At 53.1% G+C, this 15307-nt stretch carries 14 protein-coding genes; 5 read left to right on the top strand and 9 right to left on the bottom strand.

What is annotated here, in order from left to right:
- Positions 1-7 precede the first annotated feature (7 nt).
- From D9597_RS22035 to nemR, 5 genes are all read right to left on the bottom strand, one after another.
- Positions 8-4624 carry an ATP-dependent helicase gene (locus D9597_RS22035; protein WP_130224721.1) on the bottom strand — a complete coding sequence of 1539 codons (4617 nt, stop codon included), beginning with the start codon at positions 4622-4624 and terminating at the stop codon, positions 8-10.
- A gap of 92 nt (positions 4625-4716) precedes the next feature.
- Positions 4717-5364, bottom strand: coding sequence for a ribonuclease T (rnt, locus tag D9597_RS22040; protein ID WP_130224722.1), 648 nt, complete (start codon positions 5362-5364; stop codon positions 4717-4719).
- Positions 5365-5466: 102 nt separating this feature from the next.
- The gene (gene gloA, locus D9597_RS22045; protein ID WP_001237796.1) at positions 5467-5874 is read right to left on the bottom strand and encodes a lactoylglutathione lyase; all 408 of its coding nucleotides are present in this window, start codon (positions 5872-5874) and stop codon (positions 5467-5469) included.
- 80 nt (positions 5875-5954) lie between these two features.
- Positions 5955-7052, bottom strand: a complete 1098-nt coding sequence (nemA, locus tag D9597_RS22050) for an N-ethylmaleimide reductase (protein ID WP_130224723.1) — start codon at positions 7050-7052, stop codon at positions 5955-5957.
- Positions 7053-7087: 35 nt separating this feature from the next.
- Positions 7088-7687 carry a DNA-binding transcriptional regulator NemR gene (gene nemR / locus D9597_RS22055; RefSeq protein WP_130224724.1) on the bottom strand — a complete coding sequence of 200 codons (600 nt, stop codon included), beginning with the start codon at positions 7685-7687 and terminating at the stop codon, positions 7088-7090.
- A 102-nt stretch (positions 7688-7789) separates the two neighbouring features.
- Between nemR and D9597_RS22060 the strand changes: the two genes are divergently transcribed.
- From D9597_RS22060 to sodC, 3 genes are all read left to right on the top strand, one after another.
- On the top strand, positions 7790-8029 hold the full coding sequence (locus D9597_RS22060; protein ID WP_000840482.1) for a DUF1289 domain-containing protein: 240 nt from the start codon (positions 7790-7792) through the stop codon (positions 8027-8029).
- Positions 8030-8077: 48 nt separating this feature from the next.
- On the top strand, positions 8078-8974 hold the full coding sequence (locus D9597_RS22065; protein WP_130224725.1) for an aldo/keto reductase family oxidoreductase: 897 nt from the start codon (positions 8078-8080) through the stop codon (positions 8972-8974).
- Between the two features lie 79 nt (positions 8975-9053).
- Positions 9054-9575: a superoxide dismutase [Cu-Zn] SodC gene (gene sodC / locus D9597_RS22070; protein ID WP_130224726.1), complete on the top strand. Its 522-nt coding sequence runs from the start codon at positions 9054-9056 to the stop codon at positions 9573-9575.
- On the opposite strand, the gene D9597_RS22075 is transcribed toward sodC, so the two are convergent.
- From D9597_RS22075 to D9597_RS22085, 3 genes are read right to left on the bottom strand one after another with little or no spacing between them, the layout of a single operon-like run.
- Positions 9576-11588 (bottom strand): FUSC family protein, encoded by a 2013-nt coding sequence (locus tag D9597_RS22075; RefSeq protein WP_130224728.1) that lies wholly within the window; start codon positions 11586-11588, stop codon positions 9576-9578.
- Positions 11588-12445: an HlyD family secretion protein gene (locus tag D9597_RS22080; RefSeq protein WP_130224730.1), complete on the bottom strand. Its 858-nt coding sequence runs from the start codon at positions 12443-12445 to the stop codon at positions 11588-11590. The genes D9597_RS22075 and D9597_RS22080 overlap by 1 nt, the downstream gene beginning before the upstream one ends.
- A gap of 2 nt (positions 12446-12447) precedes the next feature.
- Positions 12448-12684 carry a DUF1656 domain-containing protein gene (locus D9597_RS22085; protein WP_130224732.1) on the bottom strand — a complete coding sequence of 79 codons (237 nt, stop codon included), beginning with the start codon at positions 12682-12684 and terminating at the stop codon, positions 12448-12450.
- A gap of 200 nt (positions 12685-12884) precedes the next feature.
- Between D9597_RS22085 and slyA the strand changes: the two genes are divergently transcribed.
- Positions 12885-13319: a transcriptional regulator SlyA gene (slyA, locus tag D9597_RS22090; RefSeq protein WP_064530079.1), complete on the top strand. Its 435-nt coding sequence runs from the start codon at positions 12885-12887 to the stop codon at positions 13317-13319.
- 46 nt (positions 13320-13365) lie between these two features.
- On the opposite strand, the gene slyB is transcribed toward slyA, so the two are convergent.
- On the bottom strand, positions 13366-13833 hold the full coding sequence (slyB, locus tag D9597_RS22095; RefSeq protein ID WP_064530029.1) for an outer membrane lipoprotein SlyB: 468 nt from the start codon (positions 13831-13833) through the stop codon (positions 13366-13368).
- 274 nt (positions 13834-14107) lie between these two features.
- Between slyB and anmK the strand changes: the two genes are divergently transcribed.
- Positions 14108-15229, top strand: a complete 1122-nt coding sequence (gene anmK, locus D9597_RS22100; protein WP_130224734.1) for an anhydro-N-acetylmuramic acid kinase — start codon at positions 14108-14110, stop codon at positions 15227-15229.
- Positions 15230-15307: the final 78 nt, after the last annotated feature.

Consider the following 15307-nt stretch of genomic DNA (forward strand, 5'->3'; position numbering starts at 1 on the left):
GTGCTTTTTATCCCCAATCCAGCCCTTGTGGCGAACTTGAAAATCCCGCCTCACGCAGCAGCGTAAACATCGGCGTTTGCCGGACCGGTTGGTCATTCACTTCTGTCAACGTAAACCGTAGCCGTGGTTCTCGCCGTAACGCGGTGGTTAGCGCCAGGAAAACCTCCGGTGGTAATAATTCATCTTTTTCCTGCCAGACCAGCATTTTTTTGCCACCTTGCGCCAGATAAATCAATAATTTGCCGCCAGAAATAACCACCAGCGCGCCTGCCCGACGAGTCGGAACCAGCGTCGCCGGATGTGCAGGCCAGGGTAGCAGATTCCCCCACAAATTGGCCGGATCGTTGGCACTAAGGGCCACGGGCATATATTGTCGCGTCTGCGTGGCATGGGGCGCCAGGTCGCGCAGACGGTCAATGGTCTGGCGATCAGCAAATTGTGCACCACCCAAACCTTCAACAAATCGACCCCGCATAATTCGCCCGGAGTCTTCCATACTTCGACAAAGCGTTTGCATCGACGGAAATCCGCCAGGGATATTTTCGGCTATCACCGCCTGACGACTGATGATTCCGTAGCGGTCGAGCATATTTTCCGCCAGCGCCAGCATCCTTTCGGTATCGTTTAGTGACTCCACCTGCAATAACGACCAGCGTCCAGCCAGCTTTGGTGTGTTGTAAGATACCAACGGCATAGCTGACGGTGCATAAACCGGACGTCCACGACGAGCCCGACTACTGCGGCGAGTTGAAGGGCGTGCGCTGGTACTACTGCGGGTAAGGGCGCGCAACGGTGCCCAAATATCACAGGTGATGACGCCTTGCCAGACCAGTTCCCAAAGCGCCTCTTGCAGGGCTGAAGGATCTACTGGCTCGCCGATTTTCTCGCCTGTTCGTTGGCTGATTTGTTGCGCAAACCAGGCGCCCCCGTCAGTCAGAACCGCGATAATTGCTTGCTGAAGCGCTGAACGTTTCGCGTGATCATTTTCTGCAGGAATATACGATTCGGCGGCATATTCCTGTAAATGCAGTGCCGCCAGACCGTCATCCTCGCCGAGCTTTTTTTGCCCCGACCAGATAACCGTACCGGTTGCCAGCAGTTCATCGAGCATTTCTGGCGAGTAATCGCGTACACGGGCGGGCAGGATCTGGCTTTCCCAGAGTGAGGCGGGTAAACCGACACCAGCAAGCTGTTCGATAACTCGCATGACGCCATCCACGCCTTCATAAACGCCTGGCGATGTTGAGGCAAAGAGCGCCGGGCTACCATCGGTGGCGGGGAGCACGCCCTGACGTACCAGCAGCAATCGTGCATAGGCAATGGCTGGTACCGGACGCGTAGCTTCTCTGGCAGCCTGCAGGGAACGTAAACGCAAACGACGAAAAACTTCATCGCTCACCCAGATGTCTTGTTGCAAATTCATCACCAGCCCCTGTTCGCGCAATTGATGAAGTTGCTCTTCGACAATGGCAATACCGAGGCTAAACTCATGAGCCAGTTGTTCAGCCGTGACCAGAGCATGAGCCCGGAGATAGCGCAGAAAGAGATCGCGAAGCGGGTAATTGACACGGTGCAAGTAAATATCAGGCAGCGAGTCCGGCAGTTGCACTCCGAGAGCATCGCGTAATTTAGCAGCGTCGTCCATACAGGCAAGACGCTCCTGTCCGCTAATCATCGCCGGGAAGATTCGTTTTACTGCAAGAAGATTTTCCAGATACGACGCAACCTCTTCACTGCTGCCTGTATGCCGTTGCGCCAGGTCTTCAACGGTCATTGGCCCCAGTTCGCGCAGTAGGTCGAAAAGACCTTCTTCACCTTTCGCTCTTCTGCCGGGGGCCAGCCGCTGTAACTCTTCTTCCACCTGACGAATGATCTGCGGGTCGAGTAATTCCCCCGGATCAACCTGACCGAGTAGATTGCGCAGTAACTCGCTGTCCAGCGACAGTACGGATGCCCGGCGTTCTGCCAGCGGGGCGTCGCTCTGATACATAAATTCCGCCACATAACCGAACAATAAACTGGCGGCGAAAGGCGAGGGCGTAGCGGCCGTTACATCGGATATTTGAATTTCGCCACCGTTCAGGCGACGCATCAAACGTTCCAGCGCGGGAAGGTCATACACATCCTGCAGGCATTCACGCAGAGTTTCGAGAATGACAGGAAAATCCGGATAACCCTGGGCGATTTCCAGCAACTGACTGGCGCGCAGCCGTTGTTGCCAGAGCGGGGTGCGATGGCCCGGCGTGCGGCCCGGCATTAATAATGCCCGCGCGGCGCATTCGCGAAAACGGGCGGCGAAAAGTGCTGAGTTGCCCACCGCCTCGCGGACAATTTGCAGCAACTTTTCCGGTTCAAACAAAAATATCGCGGCGTCAGGCAATTTGCCGTCGGTATCTGGAATGCGGGCGACAATACCGTCATCGCTGGCGACTACCGAGGCATCAGCGCCCCATAGCGCATGCAGTCGTCCGGCAATCGCCAGCGCCCACGGTTCATGCACTCGTCTTCCATAGGGAGAGTGTAAAATAATGCGCCAGTCGCCAATTTCATCACGGCAGCGTTCGAGAACCAGGTGGCGGCTTCCAGGGACAACGCCCGTAGCGTTACGCTGTTCGTCAATCAGCCCCTGAATATTGGCGAGTGTATTTTCTTCTGCCAGCCACGGCGGGATATTTCCGGAAAAGAACGCGCCATCCGCCAGCAAATGGAGAAAATCGCCGATCATTTCCCCCAATTCAGCGGGGCGTCCATTACCTTCGCCACGCCAGAAGGGAAGTCGGGCAGAGCGACCTGGTGCAGGTGTCACAATGACCTGATCGCGGGTGATTTGTTGGATCCGCCATGAGGTAGCGCCGAGAGTGATGATGTCATTCACTCGCGATTCATACACCATCTCTTCATCCAGTTCGCCCACCCGCCGCGAACCGGACTGTTCTTCACCTTCGGGTAATAACACACTGTACATGCCACGATCCGGAATGGTGCCACCGCTGGTAACAGCCAACAATTGAGCGCCAGGGCGGGCGGTCAATATCCCCGTCCCCCTGTTCCAGACCAGTTTTGGTCGAAAAGCAGAAAAATCGCCTGAGGGATAGCGCCCGGAAAGCATATCCAGCGTGGCGTCAAAAACGCGTCTTGGCAGATCTTTCCACGGTGCAGCACGGCGTACGCGGGAGTACCATTCGTCTACCTGTAATTCATCCATCGCCGCGGCGGCAACGGTTTGCTGCGCAAGGACGTCGAGTGGATTATGCGGTGGCGTCAGGTTTTCCAGCCTGCCTGCAAACATACACTCGACAATGACGGCGGAATCGACTAAATCACGCCGGGTACGGGGGAAAAATAGCCCTTTAGATACACCGCCAACCTGATGTCCGGCGCGACCAATGCGCTGTAGCCCGCTGGCGACAGAAAGCGGCGTCGCCACCTGAATCACCAGATCCACCGCGCCCATATCAATCCCCAGTTCGAGACTGGAAGTCGCGACCACACAGCGCAATTCGCCTGATTTCAGGGCTTGTTCGGTTATCGCCCGTTGTTCTTTAGAGACGGAACCGTGGTGCGAGCGGGCAATGAAAACATCGCTACTTTGTACGCGGTTTGAGGTTGCGCCGGAGGTCGACTCGAAATGAGTGGCGTCTATGGCGATGGCCGGGGAGCGCTGCAATCGTGCGGCGTAAAGCTCATTCAGCCGTGCCGTCAGTTTTTCCGCCAGGCCGCGTGAATTTGTAAAGACGATGGTCGAGCGATGGCGCAACACTTCATCAAGAATGCCGGTTTCAATATACGGCCAGATTGAGCCTTCTCTGCCCGCATGGCTGTCTTCGCCAGTGCCGCTGGCGACCGATGAGACATCATCCATATTGGCGACTGGGACGACAATCCGTATCTGCGGATGGCGCATTGCGGGCGGGTTGACAACAGTAACCGGACGATCGCCACCAAGAAATGCTGCCACATCGCTGGCTGAGCGTACAGTCGCGGAAAGGCCAATTCGCTGTGCTGAGGTGTGTAGCAGCGCATCGAGCCGTTCCAGGCTTAACGCCAGATGCGCACCGCGTTTGCTTCCCGCGACCGCGTGGACTTCATCAATAATCACCGTTTCGACGCCGCGCAGCGTCTCGCGTGCGCGGGAGGTCAGCATCAGATAGAGTGATTCGGGCGTGGTTATCAGAATATCCGGCGGATTGCGGGTCAGTTTGCTGCGTTCCTGCGCGGGCGTATCGCCAGTCCGGATGCCCACGCGGAGGTTGACTTCCATTTCGCCGCGCCGCCGCCGTTCCACTGCAATGCCTTGTAACGGGATCTGCAAATTGCGCTGAACGTCGGTGCCTAAGGCTTTAATCGGTGAAATATAGAGGATGCGCGAGGTTTTACGCTTATGCGCCTCGCTGGCGTTGTCTCCGCCTTCGCGGAAGAGCTGATCGAGGGCATAGAGAAAAGCGGCCAGCGTTTTCCCGGAGCCGGTCGGTGCAATCACCAGCGCATGTTCGCCTCGTGCCGCCACATGCCAGGTTTGTGACTGGACAGCGGTCGGCTGTTTAAAGGCGCGAAGAAACCAGTCGCGGGTCGCCGGTGAAAACACGTCCGGCAGGAGCGATGAAGGGTCTGGATTATCTGCCATTAACGCTATTCCCCGTGAATATCATGCATGATGCGTGGGATAGCCTCACTATAGATGCCTGAATCATTGCATGTCATCAGGCATCGACTCGATTACACCTCTTCGGCGGCAGGCAGCGGCCAGCCTCCCAGACGTTTCCAGCGATTGACGATTTCACAAAACAGCACAGCAGTGCGTTCGGTGTCGTACAGCGCGGAGTGCGCCTGGGTGCTGTCGAAGTCCATCCCCGCGGTCTGGCAGGCTTTTGATAATACGGTTTGTCCGAGTGCCAGCCCGGCCAGTGCCGCGGTGTCAAAAGTGGCGAAAGGGTGGAATGGGTTACGTTTCAGTGAGGCGCGTTCTGCGGCGGCCATCATAAAGCTGTGATCAAAATTGGCGTTGTGCGCCACCATAATGGCGCGGTTACAGCCGCTCGCTTTAATGCCTTTACGTACAACTTTAAAAATTTCGTGCAGCGCCTCGTATTCGCTGACCGCGCCGCGCTCGGGATCGTTCGGGTCAATGCCGTTGAAGGCGAGGGCCTCTGGCTGCAAATTTGCGCCGACAAATGGTTCGACGTGGAAATGTAATGTGGTGTCCGGCATCAGCCAGCCTTGTTCATCCATTTTCAGGGTGATGGCGGCAATCTCAAGCAGCGCATCGGTTTTGGCGTTAAATCCGGCTGTTTCAACATCGATCACAACAGGATAAAAACCACGAAAACGGTCGCACAGACCGGTAAGTTGAGCGTTATCGGACATCTGATTCTCTTAATACGGATAAATTGCAGCGCGCATTATGACAAATATTACTTGTCGATGCAGTAAAGATGCGGGCGCGATGAGTTCGCGCCCGGCAGGAGATTAGTTGCCCAGACCGCGACCGGCGTCTTTCTCTTCGATTAATTCAATTTTGTAACCGTCCGGATCTTCCACAAACGCGATAACCGTAGTACCGCCTTTTACCGGACCCGCTTCACGGGTGACGTTACCCCCGTTCTGACGGATTTTTTCGCACGCTTCAGCGGCGTTATCTACGCTAAGCGCGATGTGACCATAAGCAGTGCCGAGTTCGTATTTATCCACGCCCCAGTTGTAGGTCAGTTCAATCACCGCTTCTTCGGTTTCCGGGCCGTAGCCAACAAACGCCAGTGAGTATTTGTATTCCGGGTTTTCGCTGGTACGCAGCAGTTTCATGCCCAGCACTTTGGTATAAAAATCGATGGAGCGTTGCAGATCGCCAACGCGCAGCATGGTATGAAGAAGACGCATCTTTATATCCTCAAAATGGCTAACAGATTCAAAATGTTGTTTTAGTATAGCGGCGGCTTTACGCCGCTCGCAATGTTGGATTACAACGTCGGGTAATCGGTATAGCCTTCCGCACCGCCACCATAGAAACTTTCAGCACGCTGTGGGTTAAGCTCGGCTTTGCGCTGCAAGCGGGCTACCAGATCCGGATTCGCAATCCAGTCACGCCCAAATGCCACCGCATCAATTAACCCTTTACCGATCAGCATTTCTGCTTTTTCTACCGTGTATGCACCTGCGCCGATAATCGGACCGTGGAAACGGGCGCGTACTTTTTCGCGAAACGCCTCGGTATATGGTTTGCCGCCTGCCCAGTCTGGTTCTGACATATGCAGGTAAGCAATGCCGCGTTTGCCCAGTTGTTCAATCAGATACAGCGCATCGGCTTCTTCATTCGGGCCGTTATCCGTATTCTGGAACGTACCGATTGGTGAAATGCGAATGCCAATGCGATCGGCACCCCATTCTTCAATCCCGGCATCGACCACTTCCAGTACCAGGCGTGCGCGATTTTCCACGCTGCCGCCGTACTGATCGGTACGATGGTTTGAAGAAGGGGAAAGGAACTGATGCAGCAAATAACCGTGAGCAGAGTGGAGCTCCACCAGATCAAACCCGGCTTCACGCGCGTTAGCAATGGCCTGACGGAAATCATTGACGATACCCGGAATCTCTTCCAGTTCCAGTGCCCGCGGCATGGATGTTTCAACACGGGTCGCCTGACCATTTTCATCGCGCAGAGAAGTACGTGTTCCCGCGCTAAGTGCTGAAGGTGCTACCGGTGCCTGGCCGCCAGGTTGCAGGCTGGCGTGAGAAATGCGTCCGGTGTGCCACAGCTGTACGGCCATATGACCATTTTCAGCATGAACGCCAGCGGTGATTTTTTTCCATGCGGCAATTTGCTCCGGGCTATGGATGCCAGGCGCGCCTGCATATCCTTTTGCCTGAGCAGAAATTTGCGTGGCTTCGCTAATAATCAAACCAGCACTGGCACGTTGGCGATAGTATTCCGCCATCAACGGAGTCGGGATGTCACCCGGTTCAATACTGCGCAGACGCGTTAGTGGTGCCATAAAAATACGGTTTGCCGCCGTGATCGCGCCCACTTTCAGTGGGGAATACAGTTTTTCAGATGACATAAAGGCTCCCGGTCGTCTGGTGATAAAAAAGCCTACTAAACGGCAGGCATCGCAATAATGGTTTTTACATGTGCCAGCGCGTTTTCCAGTGGTTCGGAATTGCGCGAAATTTTGGCCTGCAGATTCGCACCCAGCCATAGTGCGTAAAGCACTTGAGCCTGTTGCAGCGGTTCGCCACAAAAGGTTAAACAATGGCTGGCACGGCCATTTTCCAGCGCCTGCGAGAGCAGGGCGATCACGCCGCTAGCGCCTTTATCCATCGCGCTGCGCATATCTTCTGACAGATCGCATACTTCGGCAGAGAGTTTTACTGTCAGGCAACCACTGATGGTTCCGTGTTGGCAAAACTGGTTCAGCGTCTGCTGGTAATAAGCCAGTATGCGGTCGCGGTAATTACCTTCGCCGGATTGCAGTAACTCTGTTAGTCGCTGGTGGTATGCTGCGTAATGACGTTCAAGCATGGCAACGCCAAACGCTTCTTTAGAGCGAAAGTAGTGATAGAAGGATCCTTTCGGCACTTCAGCGGTCTTCAGTAATTCGCTTAATCCCATCCCGGTGAATCCACGTTGCAGGCAAAGTTGCTCACCCGTCGCCAGGAGGTGTTCGCGAGTATCATGTTCGGTGTGTTTGTTCATGCGTTCGAGTGTAGTAGACCAGTCGGTCTAGTGCAAGCAAAGTTGCTACTTTGGGCATTAAGAGCTTCAATAGTGGTAATAATCTCATTTCAGGAGGGCGAAGTGGCGGAGCAACTAGAGTTCTTTCCCGTCCAGAGCCCGTGCCGGGGAATTTGCCAGTCTGATGAGCGCGGATTTTGTCGCGGCTGTTTTCGTAGCCGGGATGAGCGTTTTAACTGGAATAAAATGAGCGATGGCGAAAAACAAGAGGTGCTGCGCCTTTGTCGCCAGCGGCTGATGCGTAAATTACGCGCGAATAAGCCAACGTCATCAGATGAACCGGAGCAACCATCACTCTTTTGAGCATAATCTTGCGTATACTCCTCTCATATCTGATAAGAGGAAGCGATTATGGTTCAGCGTATTACTATTGCGCCGCAAGGCCCGGAGTTTTCCCGTTTTGTGATGGGCTACTGGCGACTGATGGACTGGAATATGTCTGCCCGTCGGTTGGTTAGCTTTATTGAGGAGCATCTGGATCTCGGCATTACCACCGTGGACCATGCTGATATATATGGCGGCTATCAGTGTGAAGCGGCGTTTGGCGAGGCGCTGAAGCTGGCGCCTCATCTGCGTGAACGGATGGAAATCGTCAGCAAATGTGGCATCGCAACGACCGCGCGTGAAGAAAACGTCATTGGTCATTACATCACTGACCGCGACCATATTATTAAAAGCGCCGAACAGTCGCTGATTAATCTCGCGACCGATCATCTGGATCTGCTGTTAATCCACCGTCCCGACCCGTTAATGGATGCCGATGAAGTGGCGGATGCGTTTAAACATCTGCATCAGAGCGGCAAAGTGCGCCATTTTGGCGTCTCCAACTTCACGCCTGCGCAATTTGCCCTGTTGCAATCACGCCTGCCATTTACCCTTGCCACTAATCAGGTGGAAATATCCCCGGTGCATCAGCCGTTGCTGCTGGATGGCACGCTCGACCAACTGCAACAACTGCGTGTTCGTCCGATGGCGTGGTCGTGCCTTGGTGGTGGACGTCTGTTCAATGATGATTTTTTCCAGCCGCTGCGTGATGAACTCGCTGTGATAGCCCAGGAATTAAACGCGGCCACTATTGAGCAGGTTGTTTATGCCTGGATATTACGTCTGCCGTCGCAACCGTTGCCGATAATTGGTTCCGGTAAAATTGAGCGCGTACGGGCTGCTGTAGAGGCAGAAGCCCTGAAAATGACGCGTCAGCAGTGGTTCCGTATCCGTAAAGCGGCACTGGGTTACGACGTACCATAAACACTTTTAGGAATAGCCGCCGTTCAAATATGTGTCACTGGTTTACACTTAACGGGTATGCACAATGAACGGAGGTCCTATGAAGCGTTTTAGTCTGGCTATTCTGGCGCTGGTTGTTGCGACCGGCGCACAAGCGGCCAGTGAAAAAGTCGAGATGAACCTCGTTACGTCGCAAGGGGTTGGGCAGTCAATAGGTAGCGTAACTATTACTGAAACCGATAAAGGTCTGGAGTTTTCACCCGATCTGAAAGCATTACCCCCCGGTGAACATGGCTTCCATATTCATGCTAAAGGACGCTGCCAGCCAGCCACCAAAGATGGCAAAGCCAGCGCCGCGGAATCTGCAGGCGGGCATCTTGATCCACAAAAAACCAACAAGCATGAAGGGCCGGAAGGTGCGGGACATTTAGGCGATCTGCCTGCGCTGGTGGTCAATAATGACGGCAAGGCGACCGATGCCGTTATTGCGCCTCGTCTGAAATCACTCGATGAAATCAAAGACAAGGCGCTGATGATCCACGTTGGCGGCGATAATATGTCCGATCAGCCTAAACCGCTGGGCGGTGGCGGTGAACGCTATGCCTGTGGTGTTATTAAGTAGTTAAGAGGCCAGCGTACCTTGCGGCGGTGCTTGCTCAAGTTGCGAAAGCGAGCAGTATAGTCGCCAGACAATCGCTGCCAGCTCACGGGCAGCAGGCTGATGATGCCGGGCAAGGCTGTCGCAAATCCGCTGTAATTCTTCAAGTGTGGCAGCCAGCGATTTTTGCTGAACGCCACGCTCACTCATCACTCCCCGCAACAGCGAAATACAGTTATCCCGCACTTGTGATAACGGATCAGAACGCGACTCCCACTCGCGTAATTGCCAGACAACATGCGAACAGTTCAGTAGCACCACCCCCCAACGTAATAACCAGCGGCGCGCCAGCGCATCCTGGCTGTTGCTCAACTGACTGACGTGATGATAAGTGAGAGATTCAAATTCGCTTTCACTCAGTGTTGGATGGCGGCTTAGTTGATCGACAAAATCCCGGCGCAGCGCGCGAATATGACGACGGCTTTTACGAGCATCTGATCCTGGACGCAGAATGGCGAACGCTAACCACGCCAACGCCACACCAACGATTTTTGCCAGATTATCGTTAAGAAAATCAGCAAAATCATACACCGGGGGATTAGTGACAGCGATAAACGATCCCATAAAAACAATCAGTTGCCCCCATAATGCAGCTTGTTTTGGCAATTGTATTTTGAGTAGCTGCATCGTTGCCAGCAGGGGGAAAAGAAACAGCAAAAATTGCCACAGCTCGCTAATTTGGACCATCAGGCCAAATTTAACCACAAAGCTAAAGAACGAAAGCAATACCAGCGTGCGCATCAGCAGCGACAATGACTTAAACGGCGCTGCGACGGCGGAGTAAAGGACGCAGCTAATTGCAGCCAGGGTTAATGCATTGGCTCCGGCATCCCATTGCGAGGCAATACTCCACGCACCAATCATCATCAACGTACAAAATGTCCGCAGCCCGCTCCACATGGCTTCTGCATTATCGGTATGACGTGCCAGCCCGGACGCGCGAGGGCGTCTGGTTTGATCATCTGCGCCGCTTTGCAGACGATGTAATTCCTGACTACTTTGCAGATAAAGGCGGCAAAAATAACGTAGTCGCTGCCAGAAGGCGACGTGCCGGTAGTCAGCTGAGTTCGTCGGGCGTAGCGGGGCAATAATGCGTGCGACGGTGTAAAAATCCGTTTGCCTGCTGGCGAGGGCCGTTAGCAACTGTTCAAGAATTTCCCGTATAGCACCAGGGGGTGATGGCCAGTTGAGCAACATACGCCGCAAGCTCGAAATGACGCTGGTCATGCGTAATTGCTGGTGGAGTAACGCATTGAGGCGCGCGTTTTGCTGGCGGAAGCGATAGTGGCTCCAGAACGCCTGAATTCGCAGCAAATTCATGGTCAGTATCTGCCCAATCACCCCTTCATGTGCGGTACGAATGGCATCGGTTGTTTCAGGCTGCCAGAGTAAACTGGCATGTTCCAGTAAACGGGCGTGCATGTTTTTCAATGCGGTTAAAAGGGCAGTGGCATCGGAAGTGCTCGGCAGAATCATCATCATCATCCCACCGCAGAGAATACCGACGATCACTTCGCAAACGCGCGCCTGGGCGATGTCCCACAACTGGCTTGCTTCAGTGATATTGACCATCGGGAAGGCGATAATCGCGGCTGTGTAACCCGCCAGTTGAAACGCATAGGCCACGTTATTCGTGAAATGCGCGCAGGCCCAGGTACAAAAACCAAGCCATGCCGACATGCTCAACAGGAAGAACCACGGCTCGTTGAGAGTATGCCCGGCAAGGATTAGCGCCGCGATAGCCCCCAGCAAACTGCCAGCGATGCGCCCCAGGCTTTTGCTGATGACACCGCCAACTGTCGGAAAGCTCACTACCGCAGCTGATGTCATCGCCCAATAGGGTTCGTCCAGATTTAAATAATAAGCAACAGTCAGCGCCAGACACATGGCAAGGGTATTGCGCAACGCATAGCGCCATTGTGCCAGCGTGGCCTTAAACCAGGGCAGATTGCGCAGAGACCATGACCAGGCGTTCATTACTGACCTACTGCGATACTACAGGTTGTGCCGGATACTAGCGTGACATCGCCGGGAACATTATCAAGGGCAAAGCGAACCGGGACGCGCTGGGCGAGACGAACCCAGGGAACGTTAGGTTTAACGTCTGGAATCAGGCTGGAATCGTTTTCCACACTCTGATCATAAATTGCCCGACCGATACTGGAGACGTGACCCTGTAACGTTTTGTTGTCGCTATAGAGTGTAATGTGTGCTGGCGCACCGTCGCGGATATGCCGCAATTTGGTTTCTTCAAAATAACCAATGACGTAAAACGAGTGACTGTCCACCAGGGCAAACAGCGGTTTTCCTGTGTCGGCGTAGTCGCCGATGCGGGTAGTGAGGTTGGTGACCCATCCGCTGACCGGGGCGCGAATTTCCGTTTGTGCCAGTTGCCATTGTGCCTGTTTCAGCGTTGCTTGTGCGGCATCGACACTGGCCTGCATCGCTTTAACATTGAGGTTTGCCGTATCCAGTTCTTCGGCAGAGATAAAATTTTGCGAGAGATGACGGCGGCGATTGGCCTCATTATTGGCTCTGGCAAGATCAGATTGCGCTTTCGCCAGTTGGGCCCGGGCATTCAGTTCGGCAATCTGGAAGGGTGTTTTATCGATAGTGAGCAGAATATCGCCAGCGTTAACCAACTGGTTGTCTTTTATATTCATCTCAACAATACGTCCGGACACTTGTGGGGTGATAGCGACCTGTTCCGCGCGTATTTTGCCATCCCGCGTCCACGGTGATTGCATGTAATAGTTCCAGAGCCACCACCCGGCGAGAACGGCAACTACTGCTACAATTATTGTTGAGAAATACTTAATGGTTTTAATTGACATAGTTACCACGCAATCAATATTGCCAGGGCGGAGCATACGCAGATCGCAAACAGCGACAAATCCATTAACAAGGGATGCCAGATGTCGCCCGCGTAGATCCAGTCGCGAAGCAGGCGGTGTAGGACAAGCCATACGACGAATCCAAGCGCGAAGGCTTTGAAAAACGGAGGAAAGTAGACGGATGCACCGAACGCCAGATCTTGTAGGGGCAATCCTGTTGCACTATGCATAAACTTCACAAAATAGATTCCTTTGAGGCTGAGTTTATTGCTTTAGATTAATAAATATTGTTTATGTGAGAGAAAATTACTCGCTATTTCTGAAAAGCATGTCTGACGGTAAGCAAATGCAGCAATCCATTTGTTTTAGCAATACAATTGCTGCACACTATTCTAAAAGCCGTATAATATCTTAGCAAGCTAATTATAAGGAGATGAAATTGGAATCGCCACTAGGTTCTGATCTGGCACGGTTGGTGCGCATATGGCGTGCTCTGATAGACCATCGCCTGAAACCCCTGGAGTTAACGCAAACCCATTGGGTGACGTTGCACAATATACATCAGTTACCTCCAGACCAGTCGCAAATTCAACTGGCAAAAGCGATCGGCATTGAGCAGCCATCACTGGTTCGTACGTTGGACCAACTGGAAGAAAAAGGGTTAATTTCGCGTCAAACTTGTCCCAGCGATCGGCGGGCCAAACGTATTAAACTGACGGAAAAGGCGGAGCCGCTGATTAGCGAAATGGAAGCTGTTATTAACAAGACCCGGGCGGAAATTTTGGATGGGATTTCAGCAGAGGAACTGGAACAACTGATTAGGCTCATTGCAAAACTTGAGCATAATATTACTGAGTTACAGGCCAAAGGGTGAAATAAAGGGGGCGTGTGGCCAGGTACCTGACCACACGTCAACTTGTTTAGCGCGGGGAAACCGTCACCTGGCTGCCGTTGCTGGCCAGAACTACACGTTGTCCCGGAGAGAAATGGGTATTGCCCTGTTTCTGTACCACCATGATGGTGTTGCCATCATCTTTACGAATTTCCAGCTCCACACCCTGTGTTTTGTTCATTGCGCTCTGTACGCCCTGACCGGCTACGCCACCCGCGACGGCACCTGCTGCGGTAGCCAAAGAGCGTCCCGTACCACCACCAACGGTATTACCAAGAAAACCACCGAGAACTGCACCGCCAATTGCGCCGATGACGTTGGAATCATCACCACCCTGAATTTGTACCTGCCGTACGTTAACGATTGTGCCGTAGCTGACATTCTGCACTTGCTTCGCTTCAGAGGCAGTATAAACATCACCAGATAGGGTATCGTTGTTAACACAACCAACAAGAGAAAGACCTACCATTGATACAACCAGTACGCGTTTAATCATTGAAAAATCTCCTGATTACCATGAAACGCCTCACGAGCATCCCTAATGGTCAAAGTTATTCGCATTAGTATAACCATGATTACATGTTCCACTAAAACATGATTAAATCATAATTAGAGTAGGGTTAACCAAGTATAAACAAAACATTCATATTAGTTATTGATGTGAATATAATCTTTTACTACCAACGATAAAAATCGGCTCTTATGCATGGAATTCGCGAAAGGTTTGTGTTTGAGTGGAACGCAAACATCAGATTGAAAAAGGATGAACTATGAAATCAGGCCGCTTTATTGGTGTTATGTCAGGTACTAGCCTGGATGGTGTCGATGTTGTGTTGGCGACGATCGATGAACACCGGGTGGCGCAGCTGGCGAGTTTGAGCTGGCCGATTCCCCCATCAATCAAACAGGCGGTGCTGGATATTTGCCAGGGGCAACAGCTTACGCTCTCCCAGTTTGGTCAACTGGATACCCGACTTGGCTGCTTGTTTGCGGATGCCGTTAATGCACTATTAAAAGCAGAAAATTTACAGCCGAAAGATATCGTAGCTATCGGTTGTCATGGCCAGACCGTCTGGCACGAACCCACGGGCGTCGCGCCACATACGCTACAGATTGGTGATAACAATCAAATTGTTGCGCGGACTGGAATTACCGTCGTCGGGGATTTTCGCCGTCGCGATATCGCCTTAGGTGGCCAGGGCGCACCGCTGGTACCTGCTTTTCATCACGCATTGCTGGCCCATCCAACTGAGCGGCGAATGGTGCTTAATATTGGTGGTATTGCCAATCTGTCACTACTCATTCCGGGAATGCCGGTAGGTGGCTACGATACCGGACCGGGCAACATGCTAATGGACGCATGGATCTGGCGTCAGGTCGGTAAACCTTACGATAAAGACGCTGAGTGGGCGCGGGCGGGCAAGGTTATTCTGCCGCTGCTGCAAAAAATGCTTAGCGATCCCTATTTTTCCCAGCCAACACCCAAAAGCACCGGGCGCGAATACTTTAACTATGCCTGGCTGGAGCGCCATCTACGCGATTTCCCTGGCCTGGATGCGCGAGATGTCCAGGCAACACTGGCGGAACTCACCGCCGTGACCATTTCTGAACAAGTCTTGTTGAGCGGTGGCTGCGATCGATTGATGGTATGTGGTGGCGGAAGTCGCAATCCGCTGCTTATGGCGCGTCTGGCTGCATTACTGCCAGGTACTGAAGTGATCTCCACCGATGCCGTTGGCATTAGTGGCGATGATATGGAAGCGTTAGCCTTCGCATGGCTTGCCTGGCGAACGCTGGCTGGGCTGCCCGGCAATCTACCTTCCGTTACCGGCGCAAGCGAGGAGACGGTGCTGGGCGCTATTTTCCCTGCCAACCCGCGATATCAGAGTTAACTGAATTTTTCTTACTGCGTCTGCCGTTACACTTGGAAGTTGAGGAGGGCGTTTTTGCCCTCCGGACCAGGAAAGTCT

It is taken from the genome of Escherichia sp. E13S3, from assembly GCF_004212325.1.
Taxonomy (GTDB): domain Bacteria; phylum Pseudomonadota; class Gammaproteobacteria; order Enterobacterales; family Enterobacteriaceae; genus Escherichia.